The organism is Staphylococcus sp. Z5-21, assembly GCF_056529615.1.
Genome location: NZ_CP096462.1, coordinates 1931586 through 1950754 on the forward strand (window position 1 = coordinate 1931586; position 19169 = coordinate 1950754).

Sequence of the window (19169 nt, forward strand, 5' to 3'; positions counted from 1 at the left end):
TAGATACTTAAGGAGGCTTTTCATTATGAATAAAATTGTAGTAGTAGGTGCAGTTGCAGGTGGTGCAACGGTAGCCAGTCAAATTAGAAGACTTGATCAAGAAAGCGAAATTGTTGTCTTTGAAAAAGATAGAGATATGAGTTTTGCTAATTGTGCCCTGCCTTATTATTTAGGTAACGTGGTAGATTCGCGCAATAAGGTGCTTGAAGCAACACCTGAATCATTTTATGAAGCTAAAAATATTGTTGTCAAACCTTGTCACAAAGTAACATCAATCAATGACACAGAGAATACAATTACTGTCTATGATCGTATACAGGATACGTATTTTGAGACACATTATGATACTTTAATATTAAGTCCTGGCTGTAGTGCCAATTCATTAAATTTAGATAGTCCTATTGCGTTTACATTAAGAAACATGGAAGATACAGATGCAATTGAAACATTCATCAAAGAAAATCAAGTTAAAAACGCACTTGTCGTAGGTACTGGATATATTGGTCTTGAAATTTTAGATAATCTATATGAAAGAGGTATCTCCCCTACACTCATCCATCGTTCAACACATATTAATAAACTAATGGATCAAGACATGAATCAAGCAATCCTCGATGAAATGGATAAGAGAGATATTCATTATAGATTCAACGAAGAAATTTCAAAAGTTGTGGGCAATGCAGTGCATTTTGAATCTGGTAAAGTTGAAAATTATGACCTAATTATCGAAGGCGTTGGTGTTAAACCAAACTCAGAATTTATAAAAAATTCAAACGTTACTTTAGATGATAAAGGCTATATTCCAGTAAACGACCAATTTCAAACGAACATTCCAAATATTTATGCACTAGGTGATATCATTACGTCCCATTATCGCCATGTTGATTTAAATGCACACGTTCCTTTAGCTTGGGGTGCACATCGTGGTGCTAGTGTCATCGCCGAACAATTAGCTGGTGATCACAAGATACACTTTAAAGGTTATTTAGGCTCAAATATCGTAAAATTCTTCGATTATACATTTGCTAGTGTCGGTGTATCACCGAAAGAGCTTTCAAATTTTGATTATGCAATGGTCGAAGCAAATCAAGGTGAACATGCCGGTTATTACCCAGGAAATACCAAGCTGCACTTACGCGTTTACTTTGATAAGACAAATCGACGTATCATTCGTGCTGCAGCAGTAGGTATGAAAGGTGTCGACAAACGTATTGATGTACTATCAATGGCTATGATGCATAAACTCACTATCGATGAATTAGTTGAATTTGAAGTAGCTTATGCACCACCATACAGTAGACCCAAAGATATTATTAATATGATAGGTTATAAAGCACGAAATAAATAACTATATAAATAAAAGCCGTACATTTCCTAATGGAATTGTACGGCTTTTATTATTGTTATACACTTACGTTTATAAACCAAACATTTGCGTAATTGGACCCATAGGTAAAATAATACCTATAATCATCGTTAAGATGATTACTACAATCGTCGTCCACATTAAGCCATGACTAGGTTGCCCTTTTTTACGTTTAGTAATTGTTACTTCCATTAATGCAACTACAGCCACACCACATATCATTTTCAATGTAAGTAACATGTGCCCACCAGCAGCTCCTGATGAAAATGATTGAATCCAAACCCAAAATCCAGAAATTAAGACTAATAGCATAAATAGTCTTAATAGCATATGAATTGGTTTGAAATATGGTGATGCACCTTGTTTTTCTGAAAAATTAAAATAAGCAGCAAAGAACAAGATGATTAATAAAACCCAACTAGCAATATGCATATGTAACATACTTGATTACCCCCACACAATTTTTACTTCAAAAATATATAAAACAGAAGTATGTTGTCCCCTTTTAACTTTGAAGTCAAAAGATTACATCTCTTATCATACTCAATATAACTGTACAATTCAAAAAAACTACATTACTAATTTACAAAAAATAAAACTGGTTAACCCGCCATGGACTAACCAGTTAACAATAATCAATGATTATTTATCTGCAATAAAGTTTGTTAACGTACCAATATTATCTATTGTTACCTTAATTTCATCACCAGGTTGTAAGAATTGCGGTGGATTCATACCTGCACCAACACCCGCTGGTGTGCCAGTCGCAATAATATCTCCTGGATGTAATGCTACATATTTTGAAATTTCTTCTATTAATTCATCAATTTTAAGAATCATTTGACCTGTATTGCCATCTTGACGAATATCATTGTTAACTTTGGTTACAATATTGACATCTTCTGGCGTTGGTAATTCATCTTTTGTTACAATATATGGTCCTACAGGGCAACCCCCTGTTAAACTTTTAGATAAGAATGCTTGGTCCTGTGCATTTTGAGCTTTACGGTCTGTTATATCATTAATAATTGTATAACCATAAACATAATCTAAAGCGAGACCTTTAGGTATTTTCTCACCAGATTTGCCAATGACAATACCAAGCTCACCTTCATAGTCTAGTTGATCCGTAATATCTTTATGATTTGGTATCGTGCTATTATCACCAGTTAATGACGAAGCAGCTTTAGTAAAAACATACAAACGTTGTACTTCGTGATTTAACTCATTCGCATGATCTTGATAATTACGTCCAAAGGCAATTACATTATTAGTTGGCGTGACTGGTGGTAAAAATTCAATGTCACTAAACTGAACTTTGTAATCTTCACCTTTACCACTGTCTTCCGCTGCAACAACCGCTTTACGAACTTGTTCTTGAAAATCTACGACTTGATTTTGTTGAAGACCATTTAATAACGTTTTAGGGTGAAATGAACCTTCAGTAAAATCTGCAAATACTTTCTTCAAGTCCCATGCAGCTTCTTCACGTTTTACTTTCACACCATATGATGTCTGTCCTTCATGTTTGAATGATAGGAATTTCATTCATTATCAGCTCCTCATCTATATCTTATTTCATATTATAACTATATTTACCACTAAATAACAAATATATAACTAGTATAAGCCAAAAATTCAGGCCTTTTACCTAAACTAAAACGATTACTTCAAATATGTGACTTTTCGCCATAACCATTCTATTGGACCTTTACTGAATTTTTTCAAATAAAAATAGCAACCAATGACTTGTAAGCTATAAAAAATGATAACAATGAGATAGGATTGATATAATGGCAACTTGTTATATAACCCTAAGCCAAAGCCCATAAAAATAAATGTAAACATGATACTTTGAGTAATATAAACCGATAAGCTCAATTTACCGGGATACTTAAATATACGCATGATTTGTGCACCATGAACACTTTGACATAAATATACTATGAGTATAATATATCCTGCAGATACAATCGGGCCACCTACAGCATTGATAACAGCGAATGAACCATTATCATAATCAATAGCAAAAGGCATTTTAATACAATAGCCTAAAATAGCTATTAAACTCCCCCATTTCAAAAAGGATGAGCTTTTTGTTCGAATAAGTTCAATTAAATTCATCTTATATGCAGCAATACCGAAAAGGGCATAAGGTAAAAATTCCAGAAATGCAGATCCCATTAAAATATCCAACATACTATATAGATTCTCAAGAACGTTCAACTTTAAAAATGAATCATAGTGTCCATTCTGTTTAACATCGATAAATTGTTGCAGAGATATACCTAGATAGTTATTTTTCTTATAAACACCTTGCGTATAATTTAAAATTGCAAAAGGCACCACAAAGATAAGGATTTTAAACACAAATAAAATACTAGCTATTTTAATTAGCTTTTGGGCTTTCATTTTAATAAACAGTACTGCGAATAGCCCTGTAAATGCATAACCAAATAGGATATCACCTGAAAAGATAAACATACCGTGAATTACGCCGATGACTAATAAAAAGCTAAGTCTTCTGTAGATCATCGGATAAAATCGAACTTTTCTGATTCGACTATGCTCAAACATCATACCAAGTCCATACCCAAATAAAAAAGTGAATATCGGATAAAATGAACCTATAACAAACAGTGTAATCAAATGGAGTAATACAGCATTAAAGCCTTTTACTGTCTGAGACATTGAAGCCATCTCGTACGGAAGACTAAAAACTAAAATATTCATTAAAATAATGCCGAAAAGACTTATTCCTCGCAAAGCATCTAATTCAAATATTCTTTGTTTCACAGGCACGTGTAACGCTCCTTTTTATCCTTCTATAGATAACTGACCAAATTTAAAGAAATACAAGAATCCTTTCACATCGGTCTTCAATATTGTTTCTAATGTATTACGATAATGATTCATTTGAACCTTATAGCGTTCTCTCAATTGAGCACCAATCTCTTCATCTGACATATTTCTTCGTCTATTAAAGGCATCCGTCTTATAATCTACAAAATAATATTGTCCCTCTTTAACAAATATAAGGTCAATCATCCCTTGAATAATTGAAGCATCTTCTTCACTATGCTTGTTATGGTCAACCTCATTTTGATTAACAACAAATGGCAACTCGCGATATATTTCGTCACTTTCAGCAATTAATTGATACAAGTCACTTGCTATAAAATTGTAGATATCATCAAATCGGATATCTTGTTTGGCATCTTCAGGAATAATATGTTGCGCTATCAGATGATCTACGAGACGGTTTACATCTTCTTCGGTTAATCTATCCTTATTAAAAGGTAAGTGTTGCATAACTGTATGCATTAATGTACCTATTTCATTCGCTTTTCTTTGCTTACTACGGCTTAAAAATGCCGGTCTCTCATATGAAGTAGAACCAATACGATATTGTCTAACTCTATCATAGTTCGTATCTGATTGTTCCGTCTCATGCTGACGCTTCAACTCCGAAACCGACTGCTTTGAGGGCTTTTCTATAGCTGATTGATATGGATATTTATAGCTTAATTGATTACGAATTTGAGCTTGAAGTGCTTCATTTTTCGAATGATTCATTTCTATATCTGCTACCGTGCGCTGTTCGCTTACATCAGTGACTGTTTCTGACGCAATATCTTCATAAAAATCAGTGTTTAATTGTACATATGGTCGCATGGCTTGATCAACGTCCTCTATCGTCTGTTCAAAGCGCAACTCATTTGGCAATGATGAAGACTGGTATTTGGCTAGTATTGGATAAATCATATCAATCGGTCGTTGTGCTGTTATGCGATAACTCACCGGTAAATGGGATTCCGATACGGATACTTGTTCAAACTGTGAAAGTGTTTTTTCATCTTTAACTCTACCAATTAAAAAAAGTTGTTCTTTTGCGCGTGTTAAAGCAACATAAATGAGTCGCATTTCTTCTGAAACCATCTCTTTTTCAGCAATCGCTTTATATGTCACTGAAGATAACGACGGATAAGATAAATTACTTTCAACATCATAATACGCCATACCTAAACCATAACTCTGATTTAATATAACCGGCCGATGTAAATCATCACGTCTAAACTTACGAGAAAGCCCAGAATATATAACAAATGGAAACTCTAGCCCTTTACTGCTATGAATTGTCATCATTCTAACAACATCATCGTTCGGTCCGACTATATTCTCTTCACCAAAATCTTTACCACGTTCAATAAGTTCATCAATAAAACGAATAAATTGATACAATCCACGAAAACTTGAGTTTTCAAATTCGACCGCTTTGTTAAATAATCCATATAAATTCGCACGACGACCTTTACCACCAATAATGCCGCTAAAGTACTGTATGACGTAGTGATCATTATAAAATTTATCGATGAGTTGATAAACTGGATGACTTTGACTATAGTCTTGATATTGTTCGATATCTTCAAGGAATGACGCAAGTTTAGCTACTAATTTTTTATTAGCTACATCATTGGCCATGTAATGCTTTATCGATTGATAAAAGTAATCATCGTTTGGGCTAAATACACGTATATTAGATAACTCATCCTCAGTAAATTGATAAATAACCGAACGCATGAGACCGACTAAATAAATATCTTGTAAAGGGTTATCTATGGTTCTTAAAAACGATAAAATCAATTGCACTTCAGTTTGTTCAAAATAGCCTTCCTTACTGTTCACATGAAATGGGATATTATGATCCTTAAATGCTTTTTGAATTTTACGCGCTTGTCCATATGATCTTTCTAAAATCACAATATCTTTATAGCTCGGTTTTCGATATTGTTCCATTTTAATATCATAAATTTCATGTTGCGACATTATTTTTTCAACTTGCTGTACAATATATTCTGCCTCTTGTTCTGATCCATTTAAGTCTGATGTTGCATCTTCAATTAACATATTCAACTGTACATCATGTGGTTTATGATCAAACGGCGCCCCATAATATAACTGTGCTGCATCGTCGTAAACAATTTCTCCAACTGCCTCGTCCATCATATGCTTAAATAAATAATTCGTCGTTGTTAATACTTCTTCCCTGGATCGAAAGTTCTGAGACAAATCTATGCGCATACCGTGTTCAGACCCATCAAGCGTAAAGCGATTATATTTCCCTATAAAAAGACTTGGATCTGCTTGTCTAAATTTATAAATAGACTGTTTCACATCACCAACCATAAACAAATTACCATCCGCTTCGCCACCACGTTTAATACAAGCAATGATTTTTTCTTGAACACGATTGGTGTCTTGATATTCATCTACAAGGATTTCCTCAAATTGCTTGCGATACATATCTGCAATTTCTGACGGATTACCGTCTGAGTCCATCAAAATACGCAAGGCGAAATGTTCATAATCCGAAAAATCCAGTAAGTTACGACTTCGCTTTTTATGATTAAATTGTTCAATCACATCTGCTGTAACTTGCGCTAAATAAGCGACTCTTGGCGCTAAACGTTGCATATCTGTTTTTAAGTCAGCGGCTTCACGTGAAAAATAATCTTCTTGGACTTTACTTACTAACGCTTTGTAATCATCATAATGCTTTTTACCATCATCATATGCATCCATCATCATTTCATTAGCTTCTTTTATCTTTTTATTTTTTGCAGGAAAACGTGATTCAAATTGATGTTCAGCAATTTTTTGCGTATTTAACAAGCCACCTTCCATCGCTTCTGCTAAGAAACGGCGTTCTTTATCTAATACAGCGACTTGTTTATCTACTTCTTCCAACATCATAAATAAATCGTAACTCTTATTGAGTGCCTCTAACGCAGAATTCATAAATATCATCGCTAAATCATTAAGCAAATTGAATAATGTTTCTTGCTGTGATTCATCTTCGTATGGTGTTGACAAATGTTGTAGCCAATTTAATGGATTTGGGTTAGCAACACTAAAGTAATACATTTCTTTAATGGTATTCCTTAATTGATCATCATTACGGTCAGATGATAATTGCTCTGTTAAATCAACAAAATGAGGATCCAATATATCGTAATGGCGTTCGAGCACTTCATCGATTGTTTGCTCTAGTAATAATATATTTTCCGCTTCACTGCTTGTTCTAAAATTAGGATCAATATCTAAGACATCATAATGTTGTTGAATGAGTTTCAAGCAAAAGCTATGTAATGTAGATATCTGTGCTTGATGTATTTTGACACGTTGATTTTTCAAATGTGCATTGTCCGGATTTTCAATTGAAGCTTCTTGAATGCGTTGATCTACACGTTGTTTCATTTCACGTGCACTTGCATTTGTAAAAGTAACCACAAGCAATTTATCAACATCAATTTCATCTCTGATAATGCGTTGAATGATACGTTCAACAAGTACTGCTGTTTTACCAGAACCGGCTGCAGCTGCAACAAGAATATCCTGGCCTTTGGCATAGATACTCTGCCATTGGTTATCAGTCCATCGTGTCCCTGTTGGTTTCACTGGAATGGCATTCATCATTACTCACCCTCACTTTCTAAATCTACATCTTGGATTGCTTCAAGTGGATTGATTGATTCGTCAACTGTACGATATCGTTTACTATCAATCATGCCATCTACATGACAGACTGATTTATAATTACAAAAATCACATGGTAATGTTTGGTTATATTTCATTGGCGCAACTTCGGTATGACCATCCATGATATTTGACGCTGTTTCAATAAAGTTCTGCTTATTATGCTTAATTAATTTATAAATTGTCTGTTCATCGGCAACTTTACTATTACTTTTAATTCCGCCATCCTTTTTCAAACCTAATGGTACAATATCGGAATTGTAACTTGGTTCTAATCGTGTATCAAACGCATCTAAGACAGATGTGTCACTATTTAATAAACCACTGAGTTTAAACGAATTAATAAATTCGGTGTCTCTTTTATCTTCACTTAATTGATTCCAAGCTAATTTAATACGTGGTTCATGTACGTGAAAATATAGTAGACCTCCTGGTTTAGTCATATCTGTTAAACCAAGTCTTGATTTATTTTGCAGAACAATATCCATATAAGTCATCATTTGCATTTGCATGCCATAATATACTTTAGTTAAATCTAACGTACCACTGTACTTGGAAGACTTATAATCTATAATATTTACAAAACTTTCATCGCCTTGTTGGTATGTGTCGATACGGTCGATTTGCCCGCGAATATTGATTGGAATACCTTGTTTCGTTTGCAATGGTGCTGCTAATAACTCACTTTGATCTTTAGGTTTTCTTCTAAAGCTAGCTTCAAAACGTTGTGGTGTAAACTTAGTATGACTTCCTTGGTATTTAAGTGCAGTCAATGTCGTCTCAACAATGGCACCAATGCGTTGCGACAAATAGCGATAATACGCCGTTGAATTAAGTAAATTAAATTGAACTTCTGGTAATATTTCACTCAATGCTTCTGTCGTTAACTTGTGTATTTGTTTTGGATTTAAATTCTTAAAATCACCATTTACTTTTTCTGAAATGAATTTTAAAACCCGATGAAATATGTCGCCTAAGTCAAAATTTTCTAGTTTATATTTTGTACGTTCATTAAGTCTTAAACCATGAGAAGCAAAATGTTTAAATGGGCACGCCTGATATCCTTCAAAACGAGACACACTTGCATTAATGGTTGAGCCATATAATGCTTTAGATAATGATGGATTGAGTTGAACTGTCTGATTATCGTATGTTAAAGCAGAAAGTAAATAGCTTAAACCATCATTTAAGCGCGTATCATCTCTCATCACTTGATACGTATCTAACCAAGTTTCAGCTACCAATTCATCATCTAGCCATGCCTTCAAAGATTCAAAAAGCGCAATCTTAGTTTGATGAGGATGTTCCATTAACCTTAAAGGCTCTGCTTGATGTTGATGATGAATATTTTGTACTTCTAAATTTGTATACAATTGCTGAATTTGATGTAAGAATGGACTCGGCTCTTTCACATCACCACTCGCTCCCATCAATGCATATGAAAATGTGACATGCGCACGACTTCTTGTCATAGCAATATAACAAACAAATGCTTCATCCATTTGTAAAATATCAGCTGTGGGACTTAATTCGATTGATGACTGCTCTTGGAAATACTTTTTCTCTTCATCTGTAATTAAACTAGATGCAGTCACCGTTTGTGGCAACACGCCATCATTAGCCCCTACAAGGTAAACATGTTGTTTATTATCCACTTTCGCTAAATCCATAGTTCCAATACTCACTTGGTCTAATGTCTGCGGAATCATAATAAATTCTAGTTGTTCTAATCCAATATCAAAGAGTTCTAAGAAGCGCGTTTTTGACATGCTTTGATCATCAAATACTGTCACTAAATCATCTAGTGTTTGTATAAGACCATTCCATATTTGATCTATCTCTTCGGCTTTTTTATGTTCACCATTAAAGTCTAATGCATCTCTATCTGTCATTAATTGACTTGGCAAATCAAATGCTTCCATCGCTTCATAAAATGCAGTTGCAAAAGCGATCGCTGTGCTAGCATTATTTATTTTCTCCTCAAATAACATGACTTTTTTCATTACGTCATTTTTTAATTGAATGACACGCTCAAAGGTTTCGCGTTCTTCATCTGTTAATGGCTGGCGTTTCAAACCCATTTTTCTAAATTGTTCTATATCAAAGTATTTGTCGTCTATCCAACGCTTGCCATATATACCGCGCTCTAATACAAAGTTCTCTAATATATCAATAAGATATTGGCTATCTTTAAATTTTTTAGTTAAAACATTTGTTTTAAACAAACGCATTAATGGATCAAATTGCCATCCAGTTTGGATAACTTCTATAAGTGAACGTATCATTTCCATTATTGGATGATGCGTCATAGATGACTTAACATCTATGTTGTATGGTATATCGTACTGTGGCAATATAGATTCCATTAAATAAGCATATGATTCGTCTCTATATAAAATAGCAATATCTTGGAAACGACGACCTTGTTCACGATTTTCTCTTAAGATACGTCGCGCAACTTCGTTAATTTCTTCACGCATGCCAGAAGCTTCTAGAATTTCAACATTACCTTCTGTTGGAATAGGCTCAAACTGTAATGCATTGAAATTGTGTTCCAAGTGTTTCAAGTCTTTGTGTATGAATCGCTGCACATCCAAAAACTGTCTACTATGTAATTGTATATTTAAATTATTCGCAATTTCTTCTATATGCGTCAATGATTCAGAGGGTTTTCTAAACAAACTAAAAAGATCTCTATCACCATCAGTCGTTAATACAATCGTCACTTTTTTCGCATATTTTACTAAACTTTGTATGATTTGATACTCTAATGTTGAAAAGTTGTGGAAACCGTCTATATAAATTTCTGCGCGTTTAAGCCACTCAGATTGGTCCATCATTTCTATAAACCGCTGCAAACTATCCTCTGTTGATACATATTCACCATTGATTCTATCTTCTAAGTGTTTGTATACCAATGCTATATCTTGTAATTTATGCTTTGTTCTCATTTGTAAATTATTTTCTGCAATATACATTTCTAGTTGTTGTGGCGATACCGCATATTTTTTAAAATCCTGTATTTGTTCATATAGTTTCTCGCTAAAACCATAATATTTTACCTGTGATTGATATAACCTTAATTCAGACTGATGTTGTTGTATGATGTCATATATCATCATTTCTGTGCCTGCTTTTGATAATTGTTGTTCCATCAATCCGCCGACTTCTTGAAATACACGATAGCTCAAACGTTCAAAGTGCAATACCTCTGTTCTCAAACTACCATTTAATGTTTTGTCGTTTACAAATGCTTGTTCAAGTTGAAACGTATTTTGCGTAGGCGCAATTAATACTATCGGATCTCCTAATGGATCTTGTTTCATTTTTTCTTTAATTTCTTCAATAATCGCTTTTGATTTCCCAGTACCTGCTCTACCGATATACGCATTTAATTTCATTATCTACGCCAACTCCTTTGACTCACATTTTAACATATAAAGCTATCTGTTATGACTTCTTACACCTATCATAGTTAATTAATTACCATAAACATTTTACTTATTATATACGTCTATAAGCAATGTCGTAATATTTACATATCTACTTACCATTCACTATTTTTTTATTCACTTTATTATAAGACTGTACAAACTTAAAATATAAAAAATGAACTGGAAACCTACTTGGTCTCCAGTTCATTTTTTAATTATTGTAATAGACAATGAAATCATCTATTGGTACGAGCGTTCTATCTCTTACACAATTTATCTACTTTCCATAATCTGTATCAGGATTGAATCCAAATTTCATTTCATTTAGCGGCCAGAAACTGAATGATACCTTACCGACTATTTGATCTTCGTCAATTAAACCAAACGAACGACTATCTTTACTTACTTCACGGTTGTCCCCTAACACTAACAACTTACCTTTAGGAATTTTATTCTTTTCATCTACTTGATTGATATCTTTAGTTTCAAAGCTTCCTGTAATGTAATTATATTGTTTATGCTTCTTATTATAATCCAAGTAAGGTTCATCTACTTTTTTACCGTTAACGTACAATTCATCTTTCTTGTACTCTACGTTGTCACCTTCTGTACCAATCACACGTTTTACATAATCATTTTCTTTTGTAGCATGGAATACAACAACATTTCCTTTTTCAATGCCACTTAAATTTTTAGAAAATAAATTTACAATCACACGTTCTCCATCTTTCAATGTCGGATCCATAGAGTCACCTTTAACTGTATACGGTTTAGCCACAAAGTTAACAATCAGCAATACTAATGCAACTGCTACTACAATGGATACAATCCATTCGATTATCTCTTTTCTCAATTTTTACACCTCGTCTATTTAATTGAAGTCTACCGTGAATTTTTTAAATGGGTAATATCTCATACTAACATTACCGATAATATCTTCTTTCTTAATATAGCCCAATGTCCTAGAATCATGCTTATTCGTACGTTGATCATTGAGCACAAAATAAGCATTTGGTGGTATGATATCACTTTCAGAATTTTTTATATCCCTAAGTGATAAATTTTCTATGCTGTTTTGGGTATAAGGTTCATCAACTTGCCTATCATCTCTAATAAGCTTACCGCCTTTAAAAGCAATCGACTGCCCAGGCTTGCCAATAATCCTACTATATTGAATATCATCACCATTACGATACATTATAATATCATTATTATCTAACAAATCAAATGTTGATTGTATTTTATTTACAAATATACGATCATTTTCCTTTAGATTCGGAGACATTGTATTGTCTTTCACCACCGAACCAGTAATAACAAAAGCTTGAATCAACAGTACTATAATAATCGCAATTATAATTGAAATCAAATGTTTTAATATTTTTCGCAAGTTGTCACTCCTCCGACGAACTCATAAAATGTTTCTCAATCTTCCTTCCAACGAACCAAACGATGATAATGACAACCACAATTGTAATCAATCGTGTTGGATTAGAGAATAAAGTCGTAATATCATTGCCTAACCAACCAACGAGTCCAATCATGATAAACTTAGAAATAATCAGCACAGTTAGATAAGCATGCGCTTTAATATGGGACATACTTGCAACGATATTTACGAGTGCACTTGGTGTAAATGGAAAGCACATTAAAATAAAGATAGGAATAACGCCTCTTCGATCGATAAAATGAATCAACCTCTGCACAGAAGTACGTTGCTGAACCTTTTTCATATACTTTGTATTATTTAATCTTCTGAAAAACAAGAAGACAATATAACTCCCTGCAACTGTCCCAGCCCAAGCTAATACAGTACCTATAAACCACCCAAAAGCATTGACGTTTACAATGATAAACACAATGATTGGTAAAATCGGAATAAAAGCTTCAATAAAAGGTAGCAGGAAACCTGCAATATAACCTAAACTACCAAACATATCAAACCAATGCTGTACTTGCTCCTCTGTCATTAAATCAACCCTCATTATAACTATTCTATATAATTATAAGTGTAAAGTTGCTTATTTAAAACTATAAAGTATTCAGCATGTGATAAATCGGTCTCAGGAATGAGCTTGCTATCATGTATTAGATTTATGCATACGATAAAAATGCATAAAAAGAGTGCGACGCTATAAACGTCACACTCTTTTTCATTGTCATTACATATTTTAATGTAAGCAATCTAACTTCAAACTACTAGAAAATATTATAAACGTTTTTCTAATGCTTCTTTTTTATCTTCAAATCCTTGTTTACCTAATAAAGCGAACATATTTTGTTTATATGCTTCTACGCCAGGTTGGTTAAATGGATTAACACCCAATTGGTAACCACTCATTGAACAAGCTAATTCAAAGAAGTAAACAACGTAACCAAATGTTTCTTCATCAAGACGAGGTATATTTACAACGATATTAGGTACACCACCATCAGTATGCGCTAATAATGTACCTTCAAACGCTTTTGTATTTACTTCATCGATTGTTTTTCCAGCTAAATAATTTAAACCATCTAAATTATCACTATCTTCTTCAATCGTAATATCATGTTTTGGATTATTTACTTTAACAACAGTTTCAAATAAGAAACGACGACCTTCTTGTACATATTGTCCAAGTGAGTGTAAATCTGTTGTGTAGTTTGCACTTGATGGATAAATACCTTTGTAGTCTTTACCTTCAGATTCACCAAATAATTGTTTCCACCATTCATTGAAATATTGCATTGATGGTTCATAGTTAATTAACATTTCTGTATCATAACCTTTTGCATATAAAACGTTACGAATCGTTGCATATTGATAAGCAATATTATCTTCTAAATTCTCAGATGACAATTCTTCACGTGCTTTCGCTGCACCTTCCATCATTGCTTTAATGTCAATACCAGCAACTGCAATTGGTAATAAACCAACAGCTGTCAATACTGAATAACGGCCACCGATATCATCTGGCACTACAAATGTTTCATAACCTTCATTTGTAGCTAATTGCTTCAATGCACCTTTTTCTTTATCTGTAGTAGCAAAGATACGTTTTTTCGCTTCTTCTTTACCATATTTATTTTCTAAAAGTTGTTTAAACAATCTGAATGATACGGCTGGTTCAGTCGTAGTACCAGATTTAGAAATAACGTTTACTGAAAAATCTTTACCGTCTAGATAATCTATTAATTCTTGAGTATAAGTAGATGATAAGTGATTGCCAACAAATACAATTTCAGGATATTCATCGCTATTTCTAAATGAAGAAGTTAGCATTTCAATCGCAGCACGTGCACCTAAATAAGAACCACCAATACCAATAACTACGAATACTTCCGAGTTGTCTTTGACACGTTTTGAAGCTTCTAAAATACGTGAGAATTCTTCTTTATCATAATCAACAGGAAGATCAATCCAACCAAGAAAGTCGCTGCCTGCGCCAGTACCTTTATGGATAGTATTATGAATTGATTTAACTATATCTTTTTGTTGTTGTAGTTCATGTTCGCCAAAAAATTCTAAAGTTTTACCATAATCTAATTGAATATGCGTCATATTGAATTGCCTCCAGTGTTTTTAATTTCATTATTATTTTACTAAGTTTATTTTGACTATTCAAACAACTAGCCTATCGTTTATCAAAAATAATAGTTAAACCTTATCATCCAAGAATAATGAGCTTTATAATTTATTCACTATTATATACATTACATTTCCCCTTCCTATAACATAAATTCATATTTAAAGCCCTATAAATCAACTTTCATACTAAAGATCAAAATATTATATGTATATTTATGTAAAATAATGGTTTTATTTTCATTCATAATCTGCTATACTATCCATATCAAATTCATAAAAAAAGACAAATTCAATCAAATTAAATGAGGTGGCAGTATGAAAGAGAAAATCGTATTAGCATATTCAGGTGGTTTAGACACTAGTGTGGCAGTTAAATGGTTATTAGATAAAGGTTATGATGTGGTTGCATGTTGCTTAGATGTCGGTGAGGGTAAAGATTTAGAATTAGTACATCAAAAAGCATTAGATATGGGGGCTATAGAATGTCATATTATTGATGCTACAGAAGAATTCAGCCAAGATTATGTATCGTATGCAATCAAAGGCAATCTAATGTATGAAGGAACATATCCTTTAGTATCAGCATTATCAAGACCTTTAATTTCAAAAAAACTCGTTGAAATTGCTAGCAAAACAAACTCAGTAGGTATTGCGCATGGATGTACAGGTAAAGGAAATGACCAGGTACGTTTTGAAGTTGCAATTAAAGCATTAGACCCTGAATTAAAAGTATTTGCACCAGTAAGAGAATGGGCATGGAGCCGTGAAGAAGAAATCGATTATGCAATTAAGCATAATATTCCAGTCCCTATTCAACATGATTCTCCTTATTCAATTGACCAAAATTTATGGGGTAGAAGTAATGAATGTGGCATTCTTGAGGATCCTTATGCTGCACCACCAAAAGATGCATATGATTTAACAAACGAATTAGAAGACGCGCCAGATGAAGCCGAAGAAATTGTACTCTCTTTTGAAAAAGGTATCCCTGTCGCTTTAGATGGCACAGCTTATAAATTAAGTGAACTCATCTTAGAATTGAACAAACTCGCAGGTAAACATGGGATTGGTAGAGTAGATCACGTAGAAAATAGACTCGTTGGTATTAAATCAAGAGAAGTCTATGAGACACCCGCAGCAGAAGTAATTATGAATGCACATAAAGCGCTAGAAACAATTACACTGACAAAAGATGTTGCACATTTCAAACCAGTTATTGAAAAACAATTTTCTGAACAAATATATAATGGCCTATGGTTCTCTCCGCTTACAGATAGTTTAAAAATATTTGTTGATAGTACACAAGCACACGTTACTGGTGATGTACGTCTTAAATTGTACAAAGGCAATGCTATCGTCAATGGTAGACAATCACCTTATACGTTATACAACGAAAAATTAGCAACTTATACAAAAGAAGACGCATTTAATCAAGAATCTGCAGTTGGTTTTATTGATATCTTTGGATTACCTACAAAAGTCAATTCAATGTTACACGGTGGCTATAAAGATGAGCAATAAAGCATGGGGTGGTAGATTTAGCGAGCAACCTGAGGATTGGGTTGATGAATTCAATGCCTCTATCCACTTCGATAAGACGTTAATTCAGTATGATGTGCAAGGGAGTATTGCACATGCAAAAATGTTAGCGAAACAAGATATCATTACAGATTCAGACTGCGAGCAAATTATTGAAGGTTTAAATGCTATATTGAAGGATTATGAACAAGATAATTTAGAATTGGATGCTTCGTTAGAAGATATTCATTTAAATATTGAACATGAATTAATTAAGCGTATTGGTGATGCTGGAGGTAGATTACACACTGGTCGTAGTAGAAATGATCAGGTTGCTACAGATATGCATCTCTATACAAAAGCTGAAGTCAATGCTTTGATTGAATTAATTACACAATTTCAACATACAATTGTAAATACTGCTGAATCGCATATTAACACTATTATGCCAGGCTATACACATTTACAAAGAGCACAACCTATTTCATTCGCGCACCATATACTAACTTATTATTGGATGTTGGAAAGAGATAAATCACGTTTTCAAGATAGTTTAAAACGCATTGATATTTCTCCTTTAGGTGCGGCCGCATTAAGTGGTACTACCTATCCGATTGATCGTCATGAAACGCAATCACTTTTGGATTTTAGTGCCATATATGAAAATAGTATGGATGCCGTGAGTGATAGAGATTATATTGTTGAAACATTGCACAATATTTCATTAACGATGGTACATTTGTCACGTTTTGCTGAGGAAATTATTTTTTGGTCTTCAGCTGAAGCAAATTTTATTACCTTATCAGATGCTTTTTCAACTGGTTCATCCATTATGCCTCAAAAAAAGAACCCAGATATGGCTGAACTTATAAGAGGCAAAGTTGGACGTACAACTGGTCACTTGATGAGTATGTTGATAACACTCAAAGGTCTACCTTTAGCATACAATAAAGATATGCAAGAAGATAAAGAAGGATTATTTGATGCCGTTCACACCTTAAAAGGATCCTTACGCATATTTGACGGTATGATAGATTCAATGACCGTTAATGTTGAACGTCTACAACAAACGGTATACAATGATTTTTCAAATGCGACTGAACTCGCAGACTATCTTGTGAATAAAGGTGTCCCTTTTAGGAGCGCACACGAGGTTGTTGGTAAAATTGTGCTTTGGTCTATTCAACATAATATATATTTATTAGATGTACCTTTAGAACAATATCAGAGTACAAATGAACTGATAGAAGCGGATATCTATGATTATTTAAAACCAGAAAATTGTGTAAGCAGAAGAATTAGTTACGGTTCGACGGGTCAATCATCGGTACAACAACAACTCGATATCATTCATAAACAACTCAATGACTAAACATGCATAGATTTTTAATATGTCATTAGGTCGCATATAATAGTTAGAGTCTGGGACAAAAATAGATGTTCCAGACTCTTCTTCAATTAGGTAATAGATGACTAGGAAAACTCTATTAGAAATTTGGGGTTCAGTTTCATCTTTATTTTAAAAGTTTCCATTGTCTTCACTTTAGATTCTATAACTATATATTTCTTTTAAAATTGTAAGCTTAAAATTAATTTTATTTATTTTGAATTATAATACTGTAAATTCTATTCTCATCCCCCTCTTTTTTATGTACTGTGAGTATATAGTTCATATTAAGGAGTGTCGTCATTATGAAACATACACATAAGCTAATCGTTTCTAGTATAACTGCTTTAACATTATCGGGTTTGTGTACTTCATCATTTATTGAAGCTTCGGGAAACGGTAATACCTATACGGAACAGTCAAACACTACAAAGCAACAAAGCGGGTCTAGTAATCAATCACAACAAAGCCAAAAGAAAGTACAAAATTTGACAGCCGAAAAATTCACGACAATTGCACACAGAGGTGCGAGCGGCTATGCACCAGAACATACTTTTTTCTCATATGATAAGAGTCATAATGCCATAGGTGCCTCATACATAGAAATTGATTTACAGATGACTAAAGATGGCCATTTAGTTGCAATGCATGATGAAACAGTAGATCGTACAACAAATGGAACAGGTAGAGTGGATCAATATACATTAAAAGAATTAAAACAATTAGATGCAGGCAGTAAATTTAATAGTCAAAATCCGCAATATGCTAATTCAAATTATAAAGGTGCAAAAATTCCAACCCTAGATGAAATTTTAGAGCGTTATGGAACATCAGCTAATTACTACATTGAGACAAAATCGCCTGATGTTTATCCAGGTATGGAAGAAAAATTATTGGATTCCCTTAATAAACATCATATGTTAAATAAACAATCACTTAATAATGGTCATGTTTTAGTACAATCTTTTTCACAAGAAAGTTTACTTAAAATGCAGAAACTAAACTCAAATGTGCCATTAATCCGTTTACTTGATAAAGGTGAATTATTAGCTTTATCTCAGCAAGATTTTAATGAAATTAGAAATTATGCAATTGGTGTAGCTCCTGAAGCCTCTGATTTAACAACACAAAATGTTAAAAATCTTAAAAAAGCTGGTTTACTTGTACACCCATTTACAGTTAATGACCCAGAAGATATGAAGCGATTGAATCATTATGGTGTTGACGGTGTATTTACAAATTATCCAGATCTATACAAACAAGTAATAAATGAAGGAGAACAGAATAAATATTAATTTTTGTTTATTCCTTTATTTTTAAATCCATTAAACAACATACGAAAAAACGACAATTGCTGAT

Annotated in this window: 13 protein-coding genes; 4 read left to right on the plus strand and 9 right to left on the minus strand. The window is 33.3% G+C overall.

The annotated features are described in order from the left end of the window. Positions 1–25: 25 nt before the first annotated feature. Entirely contained in the window at positions 26–1348 is a 1323-nt protein-coding gene (locus M1D64_RS09600; protein ID WP_011303499.1) for a CoA-disulfide reductase, read from the plus strand. 69 nt (positions 1349–1417) lie between these two features. Here M1D64_RS09600 and M1D64_RS09605 read toward each other — a convergent pair whose 3' ends face one another. The 9 genes from M1D64_RS09605 to M1D64_RS09645 form a co-directional block, all read right to left on the minus strand. Next, positions 1418–1807, minus strand: a complete 390-nt coding sequence (locus M1D64_RS09605; protein ID WP_011303500.1) for a YisL family protein — start codon at positions 1805–1807, stop codon at positions 1418–1420. A 201-nt stretch (positions 1808–2008) separates the two neighbouring features. Continuing rightward, entirely contained in the window at positions 2009–2914 is a 906-nt protein-coding gene (locus M1D64_RS09610) for a fumarylacetoacetate hydrolase family protein (RefSeq protein WP_115340652.1), read from the minus strand. Positions 2915–3031: 117 nt separating this feature from the next. Then, positions 3032–4168 (minus strand): DUF418 domain-containing protein, encoded by a 1137-nt coding sequence (locus M1D64_RS09615; protein ID WP_194379200.1) that lies wholly within the window; start codon positions 4166–4168, stop codon positions 3032–3034. 15 nt (positions 4169–4183) lie between these two features. Then, a complete protein-coding gene (gene addA / locus M1D64_RS09620; RefSeq protein ID WP_480977473.1) occupies positions 4184–7843 on the minus strand; it encodes a helicase-exonuclease AddAB subunit AddA in 3660 nt (1219 codons plus the stop codon). Continuing rightward, on the minus strand, positions 7843–11304 hold the full coding sequence (gene addB / locus M1D64_RS09625) for a helicase-exonuclease AddAB subunit AddB (RefSeq protein ID WP_129303483.1): 3462 nt from the start codon (positions 11302–11304) through the stop codon (positions 7843–7845). Before addB ends, addA begins: the two co-directional genes overlap by 1 nt. Before the next feature lie 310 nt (positions 11305–11614). Beyond that, a complete protein-coding gene (gene lepB / locus M1D64_RS09630) occupies positions 11615–12190 on the minus strand; it encodes a signal peptidase I (RefSeq protein WP_011303505.1) in 576 nt (191 codons plus the stop codon). Positions 12191–12208: 18 nt separating this feature from the next. Beyond that, positions 12209–12727 (minus strand): signal peptidase I, encoded by a 519-nt coding sequence (gene lepB / locus M1D64_RS09635; RefSeq protein WP_002483788.1) that lies wholly within the window; start codon positions 12725–12727, stop codon positions 12209–12211. 4 nt (positions 12728–12731) lie between these two features. Continuing rightward, on the minus strand, positions 12732–13307 hold the full coding sequence (locus tag M1D64_RS09640; protein ID WP_011303507.1) for a TVP38/TMEM64 family protein: 576 nt from the start codon (positions 13305–13307) through the stop codon (positions 12732–12734). A gap of 239 nt (positions 13308–13546) precedes the next feature. After that, entirely contained in the window at positions 13547–14878 is a 1332-nt protein-coding gene (locus tag M1D64_RS09645; RefSeq protein WP_002483790.1) for a glucose-6-phosphate isomerase, read from the minus strand. A gap of 342 nt (positions 14879–15220) precedes the next feature. On the opposite strand from M1D64_RS09645, the gene M1D64_RS09650 reads away from it, so the two are divergent. The 3 genes from M1D64_RS09650 (at position 15221) to M1D64_RS09660 (ending at position 19105) form a co-directional block, all read left to right on the plus strand. Continuing rightward, positions 15221–16426: an argininosuccinate synthase gene (locus M1D64_RS09650; protein ID WP_041079603.1), complete on the plus strand. Its 1206-nt coding sequence runs from the start codon at positions 15221–15223 to the stop codon at positions 16424–16426. Further along, a complete protein-coding gene (argH, locus tag M1D64_RS09655; protein ID WP_069821848.1) occupies positions 16416–17795 on the plus strand; it encodes an argininosuccinate lyase in 1380 nt (459 codons plus the stop codon). The genes M1D64_RS09650 and argH overlap by 11 nt, the downstream gene beginning before the upstream one ends. 320 nt (positions 17796–18115) lie before the next feature. Continuing rightward, complete coding sequence (locus M1D64_RS09660) at positions 18116–19105, plus strand: glycerophosphodiester phosphodiesterase (protein WP_480977474.1); 990 nt, start codon at positions 18116–18118, stop codon at positions 19103–19105. The last annotated feature ends 64 nt before the right edge of the window (positions 19106–19169 follow it).

Bases quoted from the DNA above. Each gene is read 5' to 3' on its own strand.
- M1D64_RS09660 (WP_480977474.1), top strand. From the start codon at position 18,116: ATGAAACATACACATAAGCTAATCGTTTCTAGTATAACTGCTTTAACA.
- M1D64_RS09645 (WP_002483790.1), bottom strand. From the start codon at position 14,878: ATGACGCATATTCAATTAGATTATGGTAAAACTTTAGAATTTTTTGGC.
- M1D64_RS09600 (WP_011303499.1), top strand. From the start codon at position 26: ATGAATAAAATTGTAGTAGTAGGTGCAGTTGCAGGTGGTGCAACGGTA.
- argH (WP_069821848.1), top strand. From the start codon at position 16,416: ATGAGCAATAAAGCATGGGGTGGTAGATTTAGCGAGCAACCTGAGGAT.
- addA (WP_480977473.1), bottom strand. From the start codon at position 7,843: ATGATGAATGCCATTCCAGTGAAACCAACAGGGACACGATGGACTGAT.
- M1D64_RS09640 (WP_011303507.1), bottom strand. From the start codon at position 13,307: ATGACAGAGGAGCAAGTACAGCATTGGTTTGATATGTTTGGTAGTTTA.
- M1D64_RS09610 (WP_115340652.1), bottom strand. From the start codon at position 2,914: ATGAAATTCCTATCATTCAAACATGAAGGACAGACATCATATGGTGTG.
- M1D64_RS09650 (WP_041079603.1), top strand. From the start codon at position 15,221: ATGAAAGAGAAAATCGTATTAGCATATTCAGGTGGTTTAGACACTAGT.
- addB (WP_129303483.1), bottom strand. From the start codon at position 11,304: ATGAAATTAAATGCGTATATCGGTAGAGCAGGTACTGGGAAATCAAAA.
- M1D64_RS09605 (WP_011303500.1), bottom strand. From the start codon at position 1,807: ATGTTACATATGCATATTGCTAGTTGGGTTTTATTAATCATCTTGTTC.